This window comes from Chitinophaga niabensis (assembly GCF_039545795.1).
Classification (GTDB): Bacteria; Bacteroidota; Bacteroidia; order Chitinophagales; family Chitinophagaceae; genus Chitinophaga; species Chitinophaga niabensis_B.
Genome location: NZ_CP154260.1, coordinates 5,015,334 through 5,033,728, shown reverse-complemented (window position 1 = coordinate 5,033,728; position 18,395 = coordinate 5,015,334). Strand labels below are relative to the sequence as shown.

The window sequence follows — 18,395 nt, the reverse complement described above, 5'->3', positions numbered from 1 at the left end:
ATGACACAGTACAAAAACATTACAGTAAACGGATTGAACATCTTTTACCGCGAAGCCGGTGATCCAAAGAACCCTGCTATCCTGCTATTGCATGGGTTTCCCACTTCCTCCCATATGTTCCGCAACCTGATTGCGAACCTGGAGGGCAAGTATTATCTCGTGGCGCCGGACTTTCCCGGCTTTGGTTACAGCAGCATGCCCAGGGTAGAGGAATTTGACTACAGCTTTGACAATCTCTCTGTGGTCACGGAGAATTTCGTCAATGCCATTGGCCTGAAAAAGTTCAGCATGTATGTGATGGATTACGGGGCGCCTATTGGCTACCGTATCGCCGAAAGGAATCCTGAAAAGATACAGGCATTGCTGGTACAAAATGGCAATGCTTATGAAGAAGGCTTGACGGACTTCTGGATACCTATCTTTAAATACTGGAAGAACCCTAAAGACAGGGAGGAAGTGGCTACGATGCTGTTGCCTGAATCCACCCGCTGGCAGTATGTAAATGGCGTACAGGATGAAACAAAGATCAGTCCTGATAACTGGCAGCATGACCAGTCTTTGTTAGACAGGCCCGGTAACCGTGAGATCCAGCTGCAACTGTTTTTATCCTACGGAACCAATCCTCCGCTGTATCCAAAATGGCAGGCTTATTTCCGCAAATACCAGCCGCCCACCCTTATTACCTGGGGAGCTAATGATGCGATCTTTCCTCCATCCGGTGCACATCCTTACAAACGTGATCTGCAGAATGTAGAACTTCATCTTTTGGATACAGGGCACTTTGCACTGGAAGATCATCATAAAGAGATCAGCTCATTGATAGACGACTTCCTGCAGAAGAACCTGCATTAGAAATATCTTACGATATTTGGGGTATGCAACGTATCCTTTTATTCATCAGTCTGACCCTGCTATTTGCCCTCCCGCTGAAAGCTCAGAAGGACAGTATCCAACGTGTTATTAATAAGGAAGTGTGGATACCTTTTATCAAAGCATTCAATGAAGGGGACACGGAGGCTTTCCTTGCGGTGCACAGCAAGGATGTTTCCCGTGTAGTGGAGAATGCTATCTGGGATTACAAGGAGTATGCAAAATATACCCGGGAAGGCAATGCAGCCATGAAAGAGCGTAAGCATGCGCAAAAGCTGGAACTCCGTTTTACCCGCAGGGTGGCGAAAGGGGACAGAGCCTACGATGTGGGTTATTATAAAGGTACGGCTACAGATGCGGATGGTACATCGCGCAGTTACTATGGCAAATTCACGGTATTGTTAAGGAAAGAGAAAGGGCAATGGAAGATCCTGATGGACCAGGATTCCCCGGAAGATGCCAGCGAGGCTACTTTCCAGAAGGCTTCGCCGATGGAGTAAACCATTATGTCCCTCAAAAAGACATCTTCTTTTACTTTCTCACAAAAATGAGTACTTTTCGGTCTTACATCCAATAATACCATGCGCTCATTATTATTTCTCTCTATTATCCTCAGCCTCCAGCTGTCCACCTCAGCACAGCAATTCAAAAAGGGGGACAGGGTTTGTTTCGTTGGAAACAGCATTACCCACAACGGAGATTTCTGGCATAACGTGCAACTCTACTACAACACGCGCTATCCGCAACTGGGCGTGGAGTTCTTCAATTGCGGCATTTCAGGAGATGTAACAGCAGGGATCCTTCGCCGGATGGATGCTGACATCTTTATCCATAATCCTACCTGGGCCGTGATCATGATAGGGATGAACGATGTGAACAGGCCACTCTACGATGCCAAAAGAAGAGATGAACCCGGCATAAAAGAAAAACAGCAGGAAGCCCTGGTGGTCTACAAAAGGAACCTGGACAGCATTATCAATATCTTCCTGGCCAAAGGGGTGAAAGTGATCATGCAAACACCTTCTATTTACGACCAGACTTCCAAAATGGCGTCCAATAATCTTTTTGGCGTAAACGACGCTTTGAAGACCTGTGCCGGTTACATCAAAGAATTTGCTGCTAAATATAAACTACAGGTGGTAGATTACTGGACCATGCTTTCTACACTGAGCGCGCAGGTGCAGCAAACAGATTCCATGGCCACATTGATCAGCCAGGACAGGGTACATCCTGCCGGAGTGGGTCATTTGCTGATGGGCTGGGAATTCCTGAAAACCATCAAAGCACCGGCAGTAGTTGCTAACATTGTGATAGACCAGGATACGAAAATGAGCCAGGGTAAAAGCGCCAACTGCGTGATCACTGACCTGAAACGCGATAAATCCACCATCTCTTTTACTGTATTGGAAAAGGCCCTGCCTTTCCCGGTGCGGGAAGATCAGCAGAAAGCATTGGAGCTTGTGCCATTTACGGATAACCTGAACAGGGATATGATACAGTTCAATTACCTGGACCCGGGCAATTATGTGTTGCAGATTGATGATGTGGAAATAGGGAAGTACTTTTCCGGAGAACTGCAAAGAGGGCTGAACCTTGCGCTGGTACCTAATTCCCCGCAATACCAGCAGGCCCTGAAAGTACAGGCCTTGTACCAGAAACGCTGGAAGCTGGAAAGCCAGATGCGCTTGCTTCGCCTGATGGAATACCGCCATCTCAATGTGGTAAAGGGTAAGGAGAAACTGGAAAACGTGCAGAACTACTTTGATACGGCATTGGTGAAAAAACCGGATACGGATGGTATGAAGAAGAATTTCATCCAGTACCTGAAAGACAAACCCAGGGAGGCGGAGATCATGCAGGCGCTGAAGGGCTCACTGGATTCTCTGCCGTTGCTGAATAAAACAGTAGCACATAAGTTCGTTTTGAGGAAGCAGTAAACAGGCTCCTGCTGAATAAAACAGTAGTGCAGAACTTCATAGAGAAGGCCTGTAAAACAAACAGCCGTTGCTATAAAATATTTCGGCCTGGTATCTATTAGATACCAGGCCGATTGTCTTTATTTAAGGCCTTGCAGATTCAGGCCGATTCTTTTTATTTAAGGGTCTGCAAATTCATGCTAACCCTTTTTTATTTAGGGCCTTGCAAATTCAGGCCGTTCTATTTTAATTTATTTAGTCGCATCATTCACTTCTACCCAATACCCATCCGGGTCCTGCAGATAGATCTGTTTCACCCCATCTACCCTTACCGTCAGTTTCTTCTTTTCCCCGGCCCAGTTAATATATTCCATCCCTGCTTTTTCCAGCCGTTCAATAAATGCTTCTACAGAAGGCACGCTGAAACAGATATGTGTATTCCGGTCGCCCTGCTGTTTGGCTTTTGCGCCTGCGATCAGGTGTAAATGACTGGCAGGCCCAACGGCGAACCAGGTATGTTTGCCATCATGAAAGGGTTCGGGGATGGTATCCAGCCCCAGCAGGTCCCGGTAAAATACCGTGGCTTTCTGCAGGTCCTGCACATACAGGGCAATATGGTTCAACACGGGACGTGTTCTGCTTTGCGCAGCAACAGTGAGTGCGGCGCAGGAGAAAAGACCAAGAAGAAGGATTTTTTTCATAACGGGAGACAAGATACTTATCTCCTGTTATATAAAGGAACTCTTTTAGGAAGATTTAACGGAACGATCAGGAGGACAGACATGAGGAGGGTAACTACTATAAAGAATCCGCCTACCAGTACCAGTTGGGTGGAATCCTTACCCGCGGAAACCACATCATTGGCTTCATCCGCCAGCGCCAGTGAAAAGTAAATAGCCGCAAAAAGTACAATACCGCCTACGATCGTTCTGGCCACTTCTGATTTAAAGAACAGGAGCGTACCGAAAATTAACACCAGGATAAGCGAGAGGAAATTGATAGCCGCACCGCCAATTTGGATGGCAACGGCGAGCGCAATAAAATAGATACAGGGGAGGTAATGTCTTAAAAGTGTCGATTTTTTCATTTGCATTGGGATTATTATGGGATTAGTAGCAGTAAGGTAGCCAAGTTCTTCCTGTTTTCCTATAACATTTTTGTGCCTATTTTTGGCTAATTTCGCCCCACTATACAACAGTAAATTTCTATATGGCAAATAGCTTGTATGAATTTGGAATGATCGGTTTGGGCGTGATGGGGCGTAATCTCCTGCTCAATATGGCGGATCACGGGTTCGCCGTGATCGGCTTCGATAAAGACGCTGAAAAGGGCAAGGCCCTGGAATCGTCTGCCACAGCGGGCACCCGCGTAAAAGGAGTGGTAACGCTGGAAGACATGATCAACCAGTTACAAAGTCCCCGGAAGATCATGATGCTCGTTCCGGCCGGTAAACCGGTTGACGATGTGCTGGAAGCCCTGAAGCCTTTGCTTTCTCCGGGAGACATTATTATAGATGGGGGAAATTCCCATTATACAGATACCCTCCGCAGGGTGGTCTCTGTGAAAGCTGCCGGATTCCATTTCATGGGAGTGGGCGTTTCCGGAGGAGAACAGGGAGCCAGAACGGGGCCCAGTATTATGCCAGGAGGCGACCAGGAGGCTTACGCACATGTAAAACCCTTACTGGAAGCCATTGCCGCCAAAGTGAACAATGAACCCTGCGTGGCCTACCTCGGAAAAGGTGCCGCCGGTCATTATGTGAAAATGGTGCACAATGGTATTGAATATGCCATTATGCAACTGATCAGCGAAAGCTATGAGCTGCTGAAGAAAGCAGGCCTGAATAACGACCAGCTTCATGAAGTATATAAAGAATGGAACAGTGGCCCCATGCAGTCCTACCTGCTGGAGATCACGGCAGACATCTTCTTACAGAATGATGATAAGTCCGGTCAACGGATGATAGATGTGATCCTGGATAAAGCAGGGTCTAAAGGAACAGGTAAATGGACTTCGCAGGATGCGATGGACCTGGCCGTTCCGGCTACTATCATTGATACGGCTGTATCCATGCGTACCATTTCTGCCTATAAAGAGGAAAGGGTAGCAGCTTCCAGGATCTACAAAGAACCTAATATTCCCATTTCTACCGAAACCAGTCTTTTCATCTCCCAGGTGAAAGACGCGCTGCAGTTTGCCACCATTATGTGTTACGCACAGGGGATGGCCATGCTGCACAGTGCATCTTCCGCATTGGAAATGGATATTCCTTTACCGGAAGCGCTGAAAGTATGGAGAGGTGGTTGTATCATCCGTTCTGCCCTGTTGAGTGTTTTCTATGATGCGCTGAAACAGGCTCCGGAATTACCGAACCTTTTACTGAATACCGCAGTAGCGGAAGAGGTGAAGAGCAAAGAGCATAACATGCGTGCCGTACTGGTACAGGCTACGCAAACCGGTTCTCCGGCTGCAGGGTTTATGGCGGCTCTCTCTTATTTCGATGCTTACCGCAGCGAAAAACTCCCTACTAACCTGGTGCAGGCGCAGCGTGATTATTTCGGCGCCCACACTTATCAACGTATAGATATGCCTGGTAGTTTCCATACCACCTGGCTGCATCATTAATCATTTTTACTTTTTTTATGCAACAACATAAACGTCCGCCCGCTTCCATCCTTTTCATTTTCGGCGGCAGCGGCGACCTGAACTACCGGAAACTAACACCTGCGTTGTACAACCTGTTCCTCGATGAGTGGATGCCTGATCAATTTGCTATTGTGGGAATTGGCCGTACAGAATACAGCGCTGAAGATTACCGCAGTCATTTAACAGAAGGGATCGCCAAGTTCTCCCGCCGTAAGGAAGAACAGAATGGCCATTACAAGCAATTCTTTGAGCATGTGAATTACCTGCAATTAGATGCGGGGGATGTTAAATCCTACCAGCGCATTGCAGATTATGTACAACAGAAAGAACAGGAGTGGGGTGTACATCCTAACGTAATATTCTACCTGGCTGTGGCACCACAACTGGTTCCATCCATTGCACAGGAACTGGGTACGCTCAATCTCTGCAAGGATAAAAGCACTACCCGCATTGTAATAGAAAAACCTTTCGGGCACGACCTGGAATCTGCTCATGAACTGAATGCGCTGCTTGCCGGCCTGTTTGCAGAAGAGCAGATCTTCCGTATAGACCACTACCTCGGAAAAGAAACCGTACAGAACATCCTGGCCCTGCGTTTTGCCAATGCATTGTTTGAGCCGGTATGGAACCGTCACTATATAGATCATATCCAGATCACCGCAGCAGAAAGTGTGGGGCTGGAAGACCGTGCAGGTTATTATGAGAATTCAGGAGCACTGAGGGATATGGTGCAAAACCACATCCTGCAACTGATGTGTATGGTGGCTATGGAAGCGCCGGTATCTTTTGATGCGAACGAGATCCGTAATAAAAAGGTAGATGTGCTGAATGCCATCCGCCCTATTAAAAAGGAAGACGTGCATGAAAATGCCGTACGTGGCCAGTACGGCGCCGGATGGATGAAAGGAAAACAGGCGATCGGGTATCGTGAAGAAAAGAACGTGAAGCCGGGTTCCAATACAGAAACTTATGCTGCTGTGAAGTTCTTTGTAGATAACTGGCGTTGGGAAGGGGTGCCTTTCTACGTGCGCACAGGTAAATACCTGCACCAGAAATCCACACATGTTACCATACAATTCAAGGAAGCGCCTACTTATGCATTCCCTTCGGAAGCAGCAGAATCCTGGCGTTCCAACAGGCTTACCATCAGCATTCAACCTGAAATGGATGTTCGCATCCGCTTCCAGGCTAAACGCCCTGGTCAGACAATGACGCTGGACCCTGTGAACATGACCTTCACATATGAAGGATCTGATGATCACACACCGGAAGCATACGAAACCCTGTTGCTGGATGTAATGGAAGGAGACGCTACCCTCTTCATGCGTGCAGACCAGGTAGAGGCTGCCTGGAAAGTGGTAATGCCTATCCTGGATACATGGGAAACACGCATTCCGCAAGACTTCCCGAACTATGCACCAGATTCATGGGGTCCTGAAGATGCAGATGCCATGATTGCCCGTGACGGACATTCATGGATCAATCTCCCTCCTGAAAAAGCAAAATAAGCAACATGGAATTACACATCGCCAAAGATATACAGCAGCTGAGTGAGAACCTGGCTGCTTTCATCAGCCAGAAGATCCAGGATGTATTGCAGCAACAGGAGATCTTTACGTTCGTATTGTCTGGCGGCAGTACGCCTAAAAGCCTGTATGCTTTACTGGCCAAAGAACCTTATATCAATATGATCCCCTGGGCCAGGGTACATTTTTTCTGGGGAGATGAAAGGGCCGTACCTTTTGAAGATGCACGCAACAATGCCCGTATGGCGTTTGATGTGTTGCTGGACAAAACGGATACACCTCCTGAAAACATTCATGTGATGCGCACGGATATTGAACCGGAAGCTGCAGCAGCGGAATACGAAAAGATCCTCCACCGTTATTTTGACGGGAAAACCAATACATTTGACCTGGTACTATTAGGCATGGGAGATGATGGGCATACATTATCCCTCTTCCCCGGATTGCCTATTGTGCATGAAAAGAAAGCCTGGGTGAAAGCGTTCTTCCTGAAAGCGCAGGACATGTATCGCATCACACTCACTGCTCCGGTTACCAACCTCGCTTCCAGTGTAGTGTTTATGGCAACAGGTGCAGGAAAGGCACTCACTTTACAAGGTGTCATCAATGGCGCGCCTGATCCCGACCGTTATCCTTCTCAACTGATCCGTCCCGAAAATGGGGAACTGCATTGGTTTGTAGATGAAGCGGCGGCTGAAGCGCTGCAAGTATAAAACTGTACGAATTATCAATTGCGCAGCAATTATCATTCGTATGTGTAATTGATAATTCGTAACGTTTAACATGGCCAAAGTCCTTCTCCTCTTTGCACACCCTGCGTTTGAACGCTCCCGCATACATGCTGCACTGCTGAAAGCCGCAGCTGGTTTGCCGGATGTTACCCTGCACGATCTCTACGAAGTATATCCTGATTTTGATGTGGTGCCCGGGATAGAACAAAAACTCCTGACGGAACATGACATCATTATCTTTCAACATCCTTTCTACTGGTATAGCGGCCCTGCATTGCTGAAACAATGGGTAGACCTGGTATTGCAGCATGGCTGGGCTTATGGCCATGAAGGTGTTGCATTGAAAGGGAAATATCTCATGAATGTTATTTCGGCTGGCGGAAAGGAACAGTCGTATTCCCCGGAAGGGCATCATGGCTATCCGCTAAAACAGTTCATGTTACCTTATGAGCAAACCGCTACGCTCTGCAATATGCAGTACCTGCCGCCTTTTGTGGTGCATGATAGTAATAACCTCACTGCACAGCAGCTGAGTACATATGCAGCAGCTTATGTTGAATTACTAAAAGGTCTGCAGTCCGGCAAAATAGATCTGCCGCAGGCACAGCAGCAATACTATATCAATGCACTAGTAGGAGCACCTGATCATTCATCCTAACAGAGAGTCTACATGTCTAACGAATCCTTTTTCTACCAGGCTTTAGTTTATCTCGCCACCATGGTGGTATTTGTACCTCTTGCCAAAAAGCTCAACCTGGGTTCCGTATTGGGATACCTGATAGGTGGTATTATCATTGGCCCTGCTTTGCTGGGATTGATAGGCCAGGGAGGACAGGATCTGATGCACTTTGCAGAATTCGGTGTAGTGATGATGTTGTTCCTGATTGGATTGGAACTGGAGCCATCTTTACTCTGGAAACTCCGTGCGCCTATCCTTGGAATGGGCGGATTGCAGGTAACCGTTACGGCTATCTTAATAGCAGGATTATCTTTTTCATTAGGCATGCCTTTCAATGAGTCATTGATCCTGGGCATGATCCTTTCTCTTTCTTCTACGGCTATTGTACTACAGATACTAACAGAAAAAGGACAGATGGGTTCCGCTGCCGGCCAGAGTACCTTTTCTGTATTACTGTTCCAGGATATTGCAGTGATCCCCATGCTGGCTATTTTCCCCTTACTCGCACCAGCGGGTACTGATGCGGTGCATGCAGAAAGCACCTCTCTCATTGCCAATCAACCGGCCTGGGCAAAAACATTGATCGTATTAGGTGCAGTATCTGCTCTTGGCATTGGCGGGCGTTTTGTGGTGAAGCCCATCTTACATATTGTTGCGCGCACAAGGCTGCGTGAACTATTTACGGCCTCTGCATTATTACTGGTAGTGGGAATTGCAGTGCTGATGACTTTAGTAGGGTTGAGTCCTGCACTGGGGGCTTTCCTTGGAGGTGTTGTGTTAGCCAACAGTGAATATCGTCATGAATTGGAAAGTGATATTGAACCCTTCAAGGGATTGTTGCTTGGATTGTTCTTTATAGGTGTAGGTGCCTCCATCGATTTCAAACTGGTGCTTGCAGAACCCTTGTTGATATTGGGGCTTGTGCTCGGTATTATGCTGGTGAAGTTTGGTGTGTTACTGGGATTAGGCAGGTTGTTCCGCCTGAGTGGAGAACAGAACCTGTTGTTTGCTTTCGCGCTGCCCCAGGTAGGAGAGTTTGCCTTTGTGTTATTTTCCTTCGCCCTGCAATCTGCATTATTACCACAACGGATAGTGGGCCTTATGATGGCAGTGGTGGCTATTAGTATGGCCCTCACACCTTTGGTGTTACTGGCGCATGAAAAATGGATTGTGCCCAACTTTGGTTGTGGTGCTAAAAATGTCGAAAGAGAACCTGATAAAATAGACGAAAAGAACCCTGTGATCATTGCCGGCTTTGATCATTTCGGTACTATCGTTGGCCGTTTCCTGCGTGCCAGTGGCGTTCGTTCTACAGTGCTGGACCTGGATTCCGACAGGGTAGACCTGTTAAGGAGAATGGGACTGAAGGTGTATTACGGAGACGCAGCCCGTATGGATATGCTGCAATCTGCAGGTGCCATGCAAGCCAAACTGATTGTTATTGCCATGGAAACACCTGAGAAGAATCTGGAGGTAGTAGATGCCGTTAAAAAACATTTCCCGCATTTGCAGATGCTGGTGAGAGCTACTGAAAATGCGGATGCTTTTGATCTTATGAATTCAGGTGTGTTACATATCTACAGGGAAACGGTGGATACTTCTCTCCGTATGGCATCCGATGCACTTGAAATGCTGGGCCACCGTGCTTATCAATCGCAACGTGCTGCCCGTATGTTCCGCAAGTTTGATGAACAATCCTTAAAAGGAATGGCAGCTTACCGGGATGATAAACAATATGTAAATGTGATGAAGGAACGGATAGATGAACTGCAGAAACTTATTCAGGCAGATAGCTACACGAACTTAATGGTCCGCGATGCAGGATGGAATAAAAATGATGCAGAAGAAAGGAATTAATAGTGCATAGAGCCTGCCGCGCAGCAGCGGGCGGAGGTTTTTTATTTTTTGAGAGGTACTTGCCACGCAACAGAGGGCGGAAGTTTTTTATTTTTTGAGGTACTTGCCGCGCAGCAGAGGGCGGAGGTTTTTTATTTTTTGAGAGGTGCTTGCCACGCAACCGAGGGCAGCGGTTTTTATTTCTTGAAAAGTGTTTTTGGATTTTTCTTGAGAAGTGTTTTTGGCGAATGATCAATGCCCTGCCCCATGTCCGCCATGCCCGCCGTTTTCAGCTTCCCAGCGTTTGCCTTCTTCTTCCATCTGTGCCAGCTTCTTCTTACCATAAGCGATCCTTGTGATCAGCACATACAGTACAGGTACCGTAAAGATGGCCAGCAGTGTGGCCGCCAGCATACCTCCAATTACCGTGAAACCAATGTTCAGTCTTGACGCAGCACCTGCTCCTTCTGAGAGTACGAGTGGTGTAACACCAAGGATGAAAGCGAAGGAAGTCATGAGGATGGGCCTGAAACGCAGGCTCACTGCTTCCAGCGTTGCCTGTATCAAAGGCATGCCCCTGTCCACCCGCTCTTTACAGAATTCCACAATGAGGATGGCGTTTTTCGCAGATAGCCCGATCAGGGTGATCAGGCCAATCTGCGAGTAAACGCTATTGGCTTGTCCGGTTAGCCACAAAGCAAGGATAGATCCAAACAGGGCTACCGGAACTGCCAATAGTACGGAGAAAGGGACAGACCAACTTTCATATAGCGCGGTTAATAGTAGAAATACGAAAAGGATAGAGAGGCCGAAGATCATCATGCTACTGTTGCCGGCTTCAATTTCCTGCCGGGAAATATTCGTCCACTCATAACCAAAGTTAGCAGGGAGTACCTGTGCGGAAACTTCTTCCATGGCCTTGATAGCATCACCACTACTGAATCCCGGTTTAGCGGTACCACTGATCTCTACGGACCTGTACAGGTTGAAGTGATTGATCACCGGTGCACCTGCTCCCAGTTTTGAACGGATCAGTGTACTGAGCGGTACCATTTCTCCTCTTACATTACGAACGAAATAAGATTTGAGTGCATCGATATCTTTACGGTATGCGGTATCTGCCTGTAATACCACACGGAGGCTGCGTCCGAATTTGGTGAAGTCGTTCACATACGCGCCACCCAGGAAGGTCTGCAAAGCGCCGAACACATCTGTAACGGCTACGCCCATTTGTTTACAGCGGTCGCGGTCCACTTCAATATTGTACTCCGGTGTTTTAGCACTGAAGAATGCATATGCCATCGCAATTTCAGGACGTTGGTTCGCTGCCATCAACACCTGGCCGAGTACTCTGTTGAATTCTGCAAGGTCTGTGCCGCTTTTTTGTTCCAGTACATAAGAGAAGCCACTGGAGGTACCCAATCCACGCAGGGTGGGAGAGGGTAGCGCGAGTACAGAGGCTTCTGTTATCTGAGCAAGTTTTCCCTGTATACGGCCTACTACTTTATTAATATTATCCCCTTTTGGGTAACGAACGCCCCATGGTTTCAGGTTTACAAACCAGGTAGCCGAGTTGGGTTTGATAGCATTTGCAATGAAGTTGATACCTGTCACACCCATGTAGTGATTCACGGCAGAATCTTCCGACAGGATCTGGTTTACACGGGTCGCTATCTCCCTGGTCCTTTGAGAGGAAGCTGCATCCGGTAATTCAAGGGAAAGGAACATGGCGCCCATATCTTCCTGCGGTACAAACGTAGTAGGTACTTTTTTAAAGAGGATAAAAGCTGCGCCGAACAGGATACCCAGCAGTATCAGCACCAATACCGTTTGTTTGATCGCTCGGCGAACACCATGTGTATAACGGTCTGTAAAACGGGTGAACCATTTGTTGAACTTGTAATGCAGTTTATTGATGCCCCTTGATTTTTCATTCAGGTTGGAAGGGCGCAGCATAATAGCGCAAAGTGCGGGTGTTAAGGTCAATGCCAGGAAGGCAGAAAGTATCACAGAGAATGCAATGGTCAATGCAAATTGCTGATATAACCTTCCGCTCACACCCGGTATAAAAGCAACGGGTACAAACACTGCAGCTAATATCAAACCAATAGCAATAACCGGTGCCTGTACTTCGGACATGGCTTTATATGTAGCATTCAGCGGCGTCATGCCATTTACATCTATATGATGCTGAACGGCTTCCACCACCACAATCGCATCATCCACCACAATCCCGATGGCCAATACAAATCCAAACAGCGTAAGTGTATTAATGGAGAAGCCCAGTAAGGTGAAAAAGATGAAGGTGCCAATGATGGAAACGGGAATTACCAATACAGGTACCAGTGTGGCACGCCAGCTTTGCAGGAAGAGATATACCACTAATATTACAAGCAGCAGTGCTTCAACAAAGGTTTCAATCACTTCATCGATAGAGATCTTAACGAAAGAAACGGTTTCAAAAGGTACCAGCCATTGCACATCCGGCGGGAATGTTTTGGCGAGTTCTGCAAATCTTTTTTCTACGCGTTCTGCCACATCCAGGGCATTAGCCCCGGGAGAAAGGTAAATGGCCATACCTGTACCAGGTTTGCCATCTGCCTTTACTTCCACTGCATAGGAAAAGGACCCCAGCTGTTGCCGGGAAATATCTTTTAAGCGGATCAGGGAACCGGTTTGCTGATTGGCAGAAATAATGATATTGCCAAACTCTTCCGCATCCAGCAAACGCCCTTTTACTTTTACCGTATATTCAAAAGCCTGTTTGTTATTGGCAGGAGGAGCACCCAGTACACCGGCAGGCGCTTGTGTATTCTGTTCCTGTATGGCACGTGCTACATCTGAAGTAGTGATACCCAGCGAAGCCATCTTATCTGGGTTCAGCCATATGCGCATACTATAATCCTGTGAAAACGCATTCACATCACCCACTCCTTCGATCCGGGCAATTTCAGGTTTGATATAAATGTTCAGATAGTTATCGAGAAAGTTACGATCGTAAGAAGCGTTCGGTGAATTCAATGCTACCACCATCAACATATCATTAGAACGTTTCTTGGTAGTTACACCCACCCTTCTTACATCATCGGGAACAGATGGGAGTGCAAGACTTACCCGGTTCTGTACATCCAATGCACTGATATCCGGATTGGTACCAATGTTAAAAGTAACAGTGATACTCATGGAACCATCGTTTGCACTAACAGACTGGATGTACATGGCACCGGGTGTACCGTTCACCTGGTTTTCGATGGGAGTGGTCACTGTTTCTTCCACGGTGGTAGAGTTCGCTCCTATGTAGTTGGCACTTACTGCCACCACTGGGGGCGCAATATCCGGCAACTGTGCGATCGGCAGATTTACCATGCAGATGAGGCCCACAATCACCAGGATGATCGAAATCACAATAGTGGTGTTCTTCCTTTCTATGAATGTTTTTGAGATCATGCTGCGTTGTATTCTATTTAATATTCACCGTATCGCCCGGCCTGATTTTCTGAATGCCTTCCACTACCACCCTGTCTCCCGGCTGCAATCCGGAACGGATCAGCAGCAGGCTGTCTACAATGGGGCCTCTTACTATATTCCGTTGCTGCACTACGTTGTGCTGATCTACCACAAAAGCTTTTACTTCACCCAGCAACTCTACAATTGCTTTGGAGGGAATTGCCAGTGCCGTGTCTGCCGTATTATATTTTAACTGCACTACAGCAGACATACCTGACTTCAGTATTTCTTCCTTATTGGGGAAGGTGAGGCGTACACGGATGGTGCCGGTTTGCGGATCAATGATATTGTTGATCAGTAATACCTTTCCTTCCTGTTGATATACAGCGCCACCATCCTGCACAATAAAATATCTTTGCTGCCCGCCTTTTTTAAATTCGGCGTACCTGCTCTGGGGCAGGTCGATATCTGCATAGATGGGATCTTCATTCACGAGGGTGTTGATGGTTGTTTGCCCTGCACTCACCAGGTCGCCTACACGTACCAGGGCAATACCTATTTTCCCATTCACCGGGGCGCGGATCACGGCATGGCTGATATCTGTTCCGGACCTTGCCTGTGCTGCTTTGGCCGCAGCGAGATTTGCTTCTGCTGTTTTAACAAGTGTAGATGCCTGCTCTACTGTTTGCCGTGCAATGGCATCCTGCTTCAATAGGTTGGAATAACGTTCCAGGTCGCGCTGCTTTTGGGCAAGATCAGCTTCTGCCTGGGACACAGATGCTTTGGCCTGATCGTAACTTGCCATACTGCGGCTCCTGTCTATTTCATACAATACCTGTCCTTTTTTTACCGCACTGCCATCTTTTGCACGGATGGTTTCCAGGAAACCGGTCACATCAGAACGTATCTCCACAATGCTGTGAGCTGTTAAAGTAGCCGGGAAGGTTTCCGTAACAACATACGTGGCCGGTTTAACTTCAAAAGTGCTAACGGTGTTGCGGGGCATGGGACCCTGAGCGGGCTTCTGCTTTCCGCCACAGGCGCATAGCAGCAGACACATTGGTAAAGTGTAAATGCTCCTGGGGAGGTACATGGTAATTATTTTGATGATCGTTATTGTACTTTGATCTTGCCCATAGCCTGATCCAATTTCACTTTGCTGATCAGCGTATCAAGGAGGGCATTGATATAATCACTTTGCGCTTGTTTCAATTCATTGTCTGCAGACACCACATCCAAACTGCTGGAAACACCCTGGTCGAATTTCAGCACTACTCTGTCGTACACCCCCTGTGTAAGGGCCATGTTCTTTTCCTGGGTGAGCAGGGAAGTGGTATTGTTCTGATAATTGGTGTAAGCATCCCGCACTTCCAGTTGGATCTGCTGTGAAAGATTAGTGAGATCGTTTTCTGATTGCTTCAGTGTGATGCGGGACTGTGCTACCTGGTGGATCCTTTCCGTTCCCGTAAAAATGGGGAAGTTGAGGGTAAGTCCCATGGCTGAATTGCCATAGCCGGTTTTGTAGAGATCAGAGAACTGGGGGGCGAACCAGTTCACCCCATAATTAATGAAGGCGCTTAAAGTAGGTACAATGCCCAGGCGTTTGCTTTTAAGGTCCAGCCTGTTCAGTTCCACCTGTACCCGTTGCATATGATACTCCGGCCTGTCCTGGATATTATATTGCTGGCTGTCCGGCATTTCGCGGATACCGGCAAAGGATTTTACATCTTCTTCCAGTTCCAGGGTACTTTGCAGGGGCATGCCCATATTGAACTTCAATACATCCAGGGAATATTGCTGTAAGCGTTCCAGGTTGGCACGCTGGGTTTCTGCATTGTTAAAAGATACCTGCATACGGTCCACATCTATCCTTTCGGAAACACCTTCGTCATAACGGGCACGGGTATCTTTCAGGGTCTTTTGCAGGCGTACGATATTGGCATCCACCAGGCGGATGCTTTCCCGGCTCACGAGCACATTGAAATAAGCATTGCTTACCTGCACACGGGTATCGATGGCGGTACGTTCGAGATCGCGGACAGACAATTCATCATATACTTTAGCAGCTTTGAGGCCGAGAAAATAATCGCTGTTGAGGATGGTCTGGTTCACCTGGCCGGTAACAGCAGAGGCATATTTTGTACCGAACTGAACGGGTATTTTGTTATTAGGATCATTGGCAAAATCGGGGATAACGGAGGTCTGTAGTTTGAGGTTGTCGGTAAAACTTCCGGTGATATTAGCATGGGGTAATAACTTCCCGGTACTCTCCCTGATCCTTTCCCTGGAAGCCTCCCTACTTAACCGGGCATTTTGCACTTTAGGCTGGTTGGCCAGGGCATATTGGATACACTCCTCCAGCGAAAATTGATACGAACGGGCAGTATCCTGCTGGGCCTGCGCAGGCTGCAGGACGGCCATAGCAGTGGTAACCAGCAGTATTGCGCGAAGGGCAGTTGACGGGTTCCAGCTTTTCATGTTGACTAAAGTATTCATTTAGAGAACCGAAGGGTGTGCCTATACAACAACAATCTACCGAAAAATGTTCATTGTTCCCGGCCGCTTATGGAAAATATCAGGTGCCGCATCTTCCTTCAAAACAAACTGCCATGGAAACAACCAAACTCTTAAACTCCGACTTTATCGACATCCTTTTTGATGATCGTAACAAAGATTATGGTGCCTATGAGCTGCGCCGGAAATACAATAAGCGTGTGCGCAATGCAGTGATGGGAATGTCTGCTATTGTAGTAGTGGTTATTGGGGGGTATCTGATCAGTTCTAATCTGATCGCTTCTGATAAGACACATGAAGCGCTGACCATTTACGATGAGCCTGAAATGATAGAGGCGAAAATAAAGGAGGAACCGCCTGTTTACACTCCTCCTCCCGTAAGACAGGAACCGCCGCCAGCAGCAAAAGCAACGGTAGATGCGGCTATTTTCAGAATTGCGCCGGATGAAGATGTAAAACCTGAAGATGAAGTGCCAAAAAATGAAGATCTGATAGATAAGGTGATCGGTGTGGCAAATGCAGCTGGCGATCCTGACGGTGTTGATTTTGAGGTGCCGGATGGAGTGAAAGGAGGAACAGGAGTAATTGAAGCACCTAAAGCAAAAGAAAAAGAAGAGATATTCATGATTGTAGAAATGATGCCGGAGTTCCCGGGTGGGGAAGCTGCTTTGATGAAGTTCCTGCGGAATAATATGCATTATCCCAGCGTAGCCTCCGATAATGGCATCTCTGGAACTGTGTTCGTGAAATTTGTTGTAGACAAAAATGGAGAGATCAATAACGTAACCATAGAAGGAGCCAAAAAAGGAGGCGGGTTGGAAGAGGAAGCCATGCGGGTAGTGAAGAAAATGCCGAAATGGAAGCCTGGCAAACAAAATGGAGAGACCGTAGCCGTTTATTTCAACTTACCCATAAGATTTACACTCGCTGATCAATGATATTTATGGAATCATGCTCATTCCTGCATCATCTCCCCGACATCTATTATTAGCAGTAGATGACGCTAAATGTGGATATGATATTAGGGCCGGCCTTTTCAGGTTGGCCCTTTTTGTTAAATGCATACACTTATCAGAACTATCCCGCCTTTTTAGTATTTTTAAGGATGCGCTATCCAATTCTCCTTTTATCATCTATACTCTTCTTTTGCATGGCCTTCAGAAAGACTGACAAAGAACGCAGAAAACCTGTAGTGATCGCCTATGTTGGCGGCTATCGCGGATTGATCAAAGACCCTGCTTCCATAGAAGTGGAAAAACTCACCCATATCAATTACGCCTTTGTGGATGTGAAGAAAGGGCAGGCCTGGCTCACTAACGAAGCCACGGACTCCATCAACTTTCGTACACTTAATGCCCTCAAACAAAGGAACCCTGATCTTAAGATATTGATTTCCATTGGTGGATGGGCCTGGTCCGAGAACTTCTCAGATGCCGTACTCACAGAACAAGGCCAGCAGCTTTTTGCCGCTACGGCTGTGGACATCGTCCGGAAATATAAACTGGACGGAGTGGACATTGATTGGGAATATCCCGGTGTTCCCGGTGAAGAAGGTAATATCTACCGCCCGGAGGATAAAAAGAACTACACCCTTATGTTCAAAGCCATCCGCCTTTCACTGGATTCCCTGGAAAAGGAAACCGGTAAAAAGTACCAGCTCACCACAGCAGTAGGCGGCGGCCAGTATTTCATTGATCATACAGAGATGCACATCGCCCAGCAATACCTGGATTATGTGAACATCATGACCTACGATTATAAAACAGATGGTAAAGGCATTGCCGGTCACCATACTAACTTATATGGTTCAACGAAGGATTCTACAGAAGCTTCTGCGGACCGTTCCGTAAGACTGTATCTCCGGGCGGGCGTACCTGCAGAGAAACTCGTGATGGGTGTTGCATTTTATGGCCGCGGCTGGACGATGCCTAATGGCGAAAATAAAGGCCTTAACCGCCAGGCACTGAACAGTGCCCGCAGTGGAGGTTACACCCGTTTGAAAGACAGCCTGATGATTCAGGGTTATGACCGTCACTGGGATAAACGTGCCAAAGCACCTTACCTGTTTCACCCGGTGAATAACGTATTCATCACTTATGATGATGAACGTTCCGTGAAAGCGAAATGTAAGTATGTAAAGAAGCATAAACTCGGCGGAGTAATGTTCTGGGAATATTCCAGCGATCCGAAAGGATATCTCCTGCACGCCATTAATCAGTCATTTTAAAAG

At 47.3% G+C, this 18,395-nt stretch carries 15 protein-coding genes; 10 read left to right on the top strand and 5 right to left on the bottom strand.

Annotation, left to right across the window (positions count from 1 at the left end; all coding sequences use genetic code 11):
• From AAHN97_RS19960 to AAHN97_RS19950, 3 genes are all read left to right on the top strand, one after another.
• Nucleotides 1-852 (top strand): alpha/beta fold hydrolase, encoded by an 852-nt coding sequence (locus AAHN97_RS19960; protein WP_343303843.1) that lies wholly within the window; start codon nucleotides 1-3, stop codon nucleotides 850-852.
• 23 nt (nucleotides 853-875) lie between these two features.
• Entirely contained in the window at nucleotides 876-1,370 is a 495-nt protein-coding gene (locus tag AAHN97_RS19955) for a YybH family protein (protein WP_343303842.1), read from the top strand.
• A gap of 81 nt (nucleotides 1,371-1,451) precedes the next feature.
• Nucleotides 1,452-2,807, top strand: coding sequence for an SGNH/GDSL hydrolase family protein (locus AAHN97_RS19950; protein ID WP_343303841.1), 1,356 nt, complete (start codon nucleotides 1,452-1,454; stop codon nucleotides 2,805-2,807).
• A 230-nt stretch (nucleotides 2,808-3,037) separates the two neighbouring features.
• On the opposite strand, the gene AAHN97_RS19945 is transcribed toward AAHN97_RS19950, so the two are convergent.
• Nucleotides 3,038-3,487 (bottom strand): VOC family protein, encoded by a 450-nt coding sequence (locus tag AAHN97_RS19945; protein WP_074242489.1) that lies wholly within the window; start codon nucleotides 3,485-3,487, stop codon nucleotides 3,038-3,040.
• 17 nt (nucleotides 3,488-3,504) lie between these two features.
• On the bottom strand, nucleotides 3,505-3,873 hold the full coding sequence (locus tag AAHN97_RS19940) for a hypothetical protein (protein WP_343303840.1): 369 nt from the start codon (nucleotides 3,871-3,873) through the stop codon (nucleotides 3,505-3,507).
• A 122-nt stretch (nucleotides 3,874-3,995) separates the two neighbouring features.
• On the opposite strand from AAHN97_RS19940, the gene gndA reads away from it, so the two are divergent.
• The 5 genes from gndA (at nucleotide 3,996) to AAHN97_RS19915 (ending at nucleotide 10,225) form a co-directional block, all read left to right on the top strand.
• A complete protein-coding gene (gene gndA / locus AAHN97_RS19935) occupies nucleotides 3,996-5,411 on the top strand; it encodes an NADP-dependent phosphogluconate dehydrogenase (protein ID WP_343303839.1) in 1,416 nt (471 codons plus the stop codon).
• 17 nt (nucleotides 5,412-5,428) lie between these two features.
• Nucleotides 5,429-6,940 (top strand): glucose-6-phosphate dehydrogenase, encoded by a 1,512-nt coding sequence (gene zwf, locus AAHN97_RS19930; protein WP_343303838.1) that lies wholly within the window; start codon nucleotides 5,429-5,431, stop codon nucleotides 6,938-6,940.
• 5 nt (nucleotides 6,941-6,945) lie between these two features.
• Nucleotides 6,946-7,671 carry a 6-phosphogluconolactonase gene (gene pgl / locus AAHN97_RS19925; RefSeq protein WP_343303837.1) on the top strand — a complete coding sequence of 242 codons (726 nt, stop codon included), beginning with the start codon at nucleotides 6,946-6,948 and terminating at the stop codon, nucleotides 7,669-7,671.
• Between the two features lie 70 nt (nucleotides 7,672-7,741).
• Nucleotides 7,742-8,347, top strand: a complete 606-nt coding sequence (locus AAHN97_RS19920; protein ID WP_343303836.1) for an NAD(P)H-dependent oxidoreductase — start codon at nucleotides 7,742-7,744, stop codon at nucleotides 8,345-8,347.
• A gap of 12 nt (nucleotides 8,348-8,359) precedes the next feature.
• A complete protein-coding gene (locus AAHN97_RS19915; protein ID WP_343303835.1) occupies nucleotides 8,360-10,225 on the top strand; it encodes a monovalent cation:proton antiporter-2 (CPA2) family protein in 1,866 nt (621 codons plus the stop codon).
• Nucleotides 10,226-10,456: 231 nt separating this feature from the next.
• Here AAHN97_RS19915 and AAHN97_RS19910 read toward each other — a convergent pair whose 3' ends face one another.
• Genes AAHN97_RS19910 through AAHN97_RS19900 form a run of 3 tightly spaced genes read right to left on the bottom strand, consistent with a single transcriptional unit; the run spans nucleotide 10,457 to nucleotide 16,129 of the window.
• Nucleotides 10,457-13,651, bottom strand: a complete 3,195-nt coding sequence (locus tag AAHN97_RS19910) for an efflux RND transporter permease subunit (RefSeq protein WP_343303834.1) — start codon at nucleotides 13,649-13,651, stop codon at nucleotides 10,457-10,459.
• A gap of 13 nt (nucleotides 13,652-13,664) precedes the next feature.
• Complete coding sequence (locus AAHN97_RS19905; RefSeq protein ID WP_343303832.1) at nucleotides 13,665-14,711, bottom strand: efflux RND transporter periplasmic adaptor subunit; 1,047 nt, start codon at nucleotides 14,709-14,711, stop codon at nucleotides 13,665-13,667.
• Between the two features lie 53 nt (nucleotides 14,712-14,764).
• Nucleotides 14,765-16,129: a TolC family protein gene (locus AAHN97_RS19900; RefSeq protein WP_343303831.1), complete on the bottom strand. Its 1,365-nt coding sequence runs from the start codon at nucleotides 16,127-16,129 to the stop codon at nucleotides 14,765-14,767.
• Nucleotides 16,130-16,260: 131 nt separating this feature from the next.
• On the opposite strand from AAHN97_RS19900, the gene AAHN97_RS19895 reads away from it, so the two are divergent.
• A complete protein-coding gene (locus AAHN97_RS19895) occupies nucleotides 16,261-17,103 on the top strand; it encodes an energy transducer TonB (RefSeq protein WP_343303830.1) in 843 nt (280 codons plus the stop codon).
• Between the two features lie 212 nt (nucleotides 17,104-17,315).
• Nucleotides 17,316-18,392 carry a glycoside hydrolase family 18 protein gene (locus tag AAHN97_RS19890; protein ID WP_343303829.1) on the top strand — a complete coding sequence of 359 codons (1,077 nt, stop codon included), beginning with the start codon at nucleotides 17,316-17,318 and terminating at the stop codon, nucleotides 18,390-18,392.
• The last annotated feature ends 3 nt before the right edge of the window (nucleotides 18,393-18,395 follow it).

Bases quoted from the DNA above. Each gene is read 5' to 3' on its own strand.
- AAHN97_RS19920 (WP_343303836.1), top strand. From the start codon at position 7,742: ATGGCCAAAGTCCTTCTCCTCTTTGCACACCCTGCGTTTGAACGCTCC.
- pgl (WP_343303837.1), top strand. From the start codon at position 6,946: ATGGAATTACACATCGCCAAAGATATACAGCAGCTGAGTGAGAACCTG.
- AAHN97_RS19915 (WP_343303835.1), top strand. From the start codon at position 8,360: ATGTCTAACGAATCCTTTTTCTACCAGGCTTTAGTTTATCTCGCCACC.
- gndA (WP_343303839.1), top strand. From the start codon at position 3,996: ATGGCAAATAGCTTGTATGAATTTGGAATGATCGGTTTGGGCGTGATG.
- AAHN97_RS19960 (WP_343303843.1), top strand. From the start codon at position 1: ATGACACAGTACAAAAACATTACAGTAAACGGATTGAACATCTTTTAC.
- AAHN97_RS19905 (WP_343303832.1), bottom strand. From the start codon at position 14,711: ATGTGTCTGCTGCTATGCGCCTGTGGCGGAAAGCAGAAGCCCGCTCAG.
- AAHN97_RS19950 (WP_343303841.1), top strand. From the start codon at position 1,452: ATGCGCTCATTATTATTTCTCTCTATTATCCTCAGCCTCCAGCTGTCC.
- AAHN97_RS19940 (WP_343303840.1), bottom strand. From the start codon at position 3,873: ATGAAAAAATCGACACTTTTAAGACATTACCTCCCCTGTATCTATTTT.
- AAHN97_RS19955 (WP_343303842.1), top strand. From the start codon at position 876: ATGCAACGTATCCTTTTATTCATCAGTCTGACCCTGCTATTTGCCCTC.
- AAHN97_RS19890 (WP_343303829.1), top strand. From the start codon at position 17,316: ATGGCCTTCAGAAAGACTGACAAAGAACGCAGAAAACCTGTAGTGATC.
- AAHN97_RS19945 (WP_074242489.1), bottom strand. From the start codon at position 3,487: ATGAAAAAAATCCTTCTTCTTGGTCTTTTCTCCTGCGCCGCACTCACT.
- zwf (WP_343303838.1), top strand. From the start codon at position 5,429: ATGCAACAACATAAACGTCCGCCCGCTTCCATCCTTTTCATTTTCGGC.
- AAHN97_RS19895 (WP_343303830.1), top strand. From the start codon at position 16,261: ATGGAAACAACCAAACTCTTAAACTCCGACTTTATCGACATCCTTTTT.
- AAHN97_RS19900 (WP_343303831.1), bottom strand. From the start codon at position 16,129: ATGAAAAGCTGGAACCCGTCAACTGCCCTTCGCGCAATACTGCTGGTT.
- AAHN97_RS19910 (WP_343303834.1), bottom strand. From the start codon at position 13,651: ATGATCTCAAAAACATTCATAGAAAGGAAGAACACCACTATTGTGATT.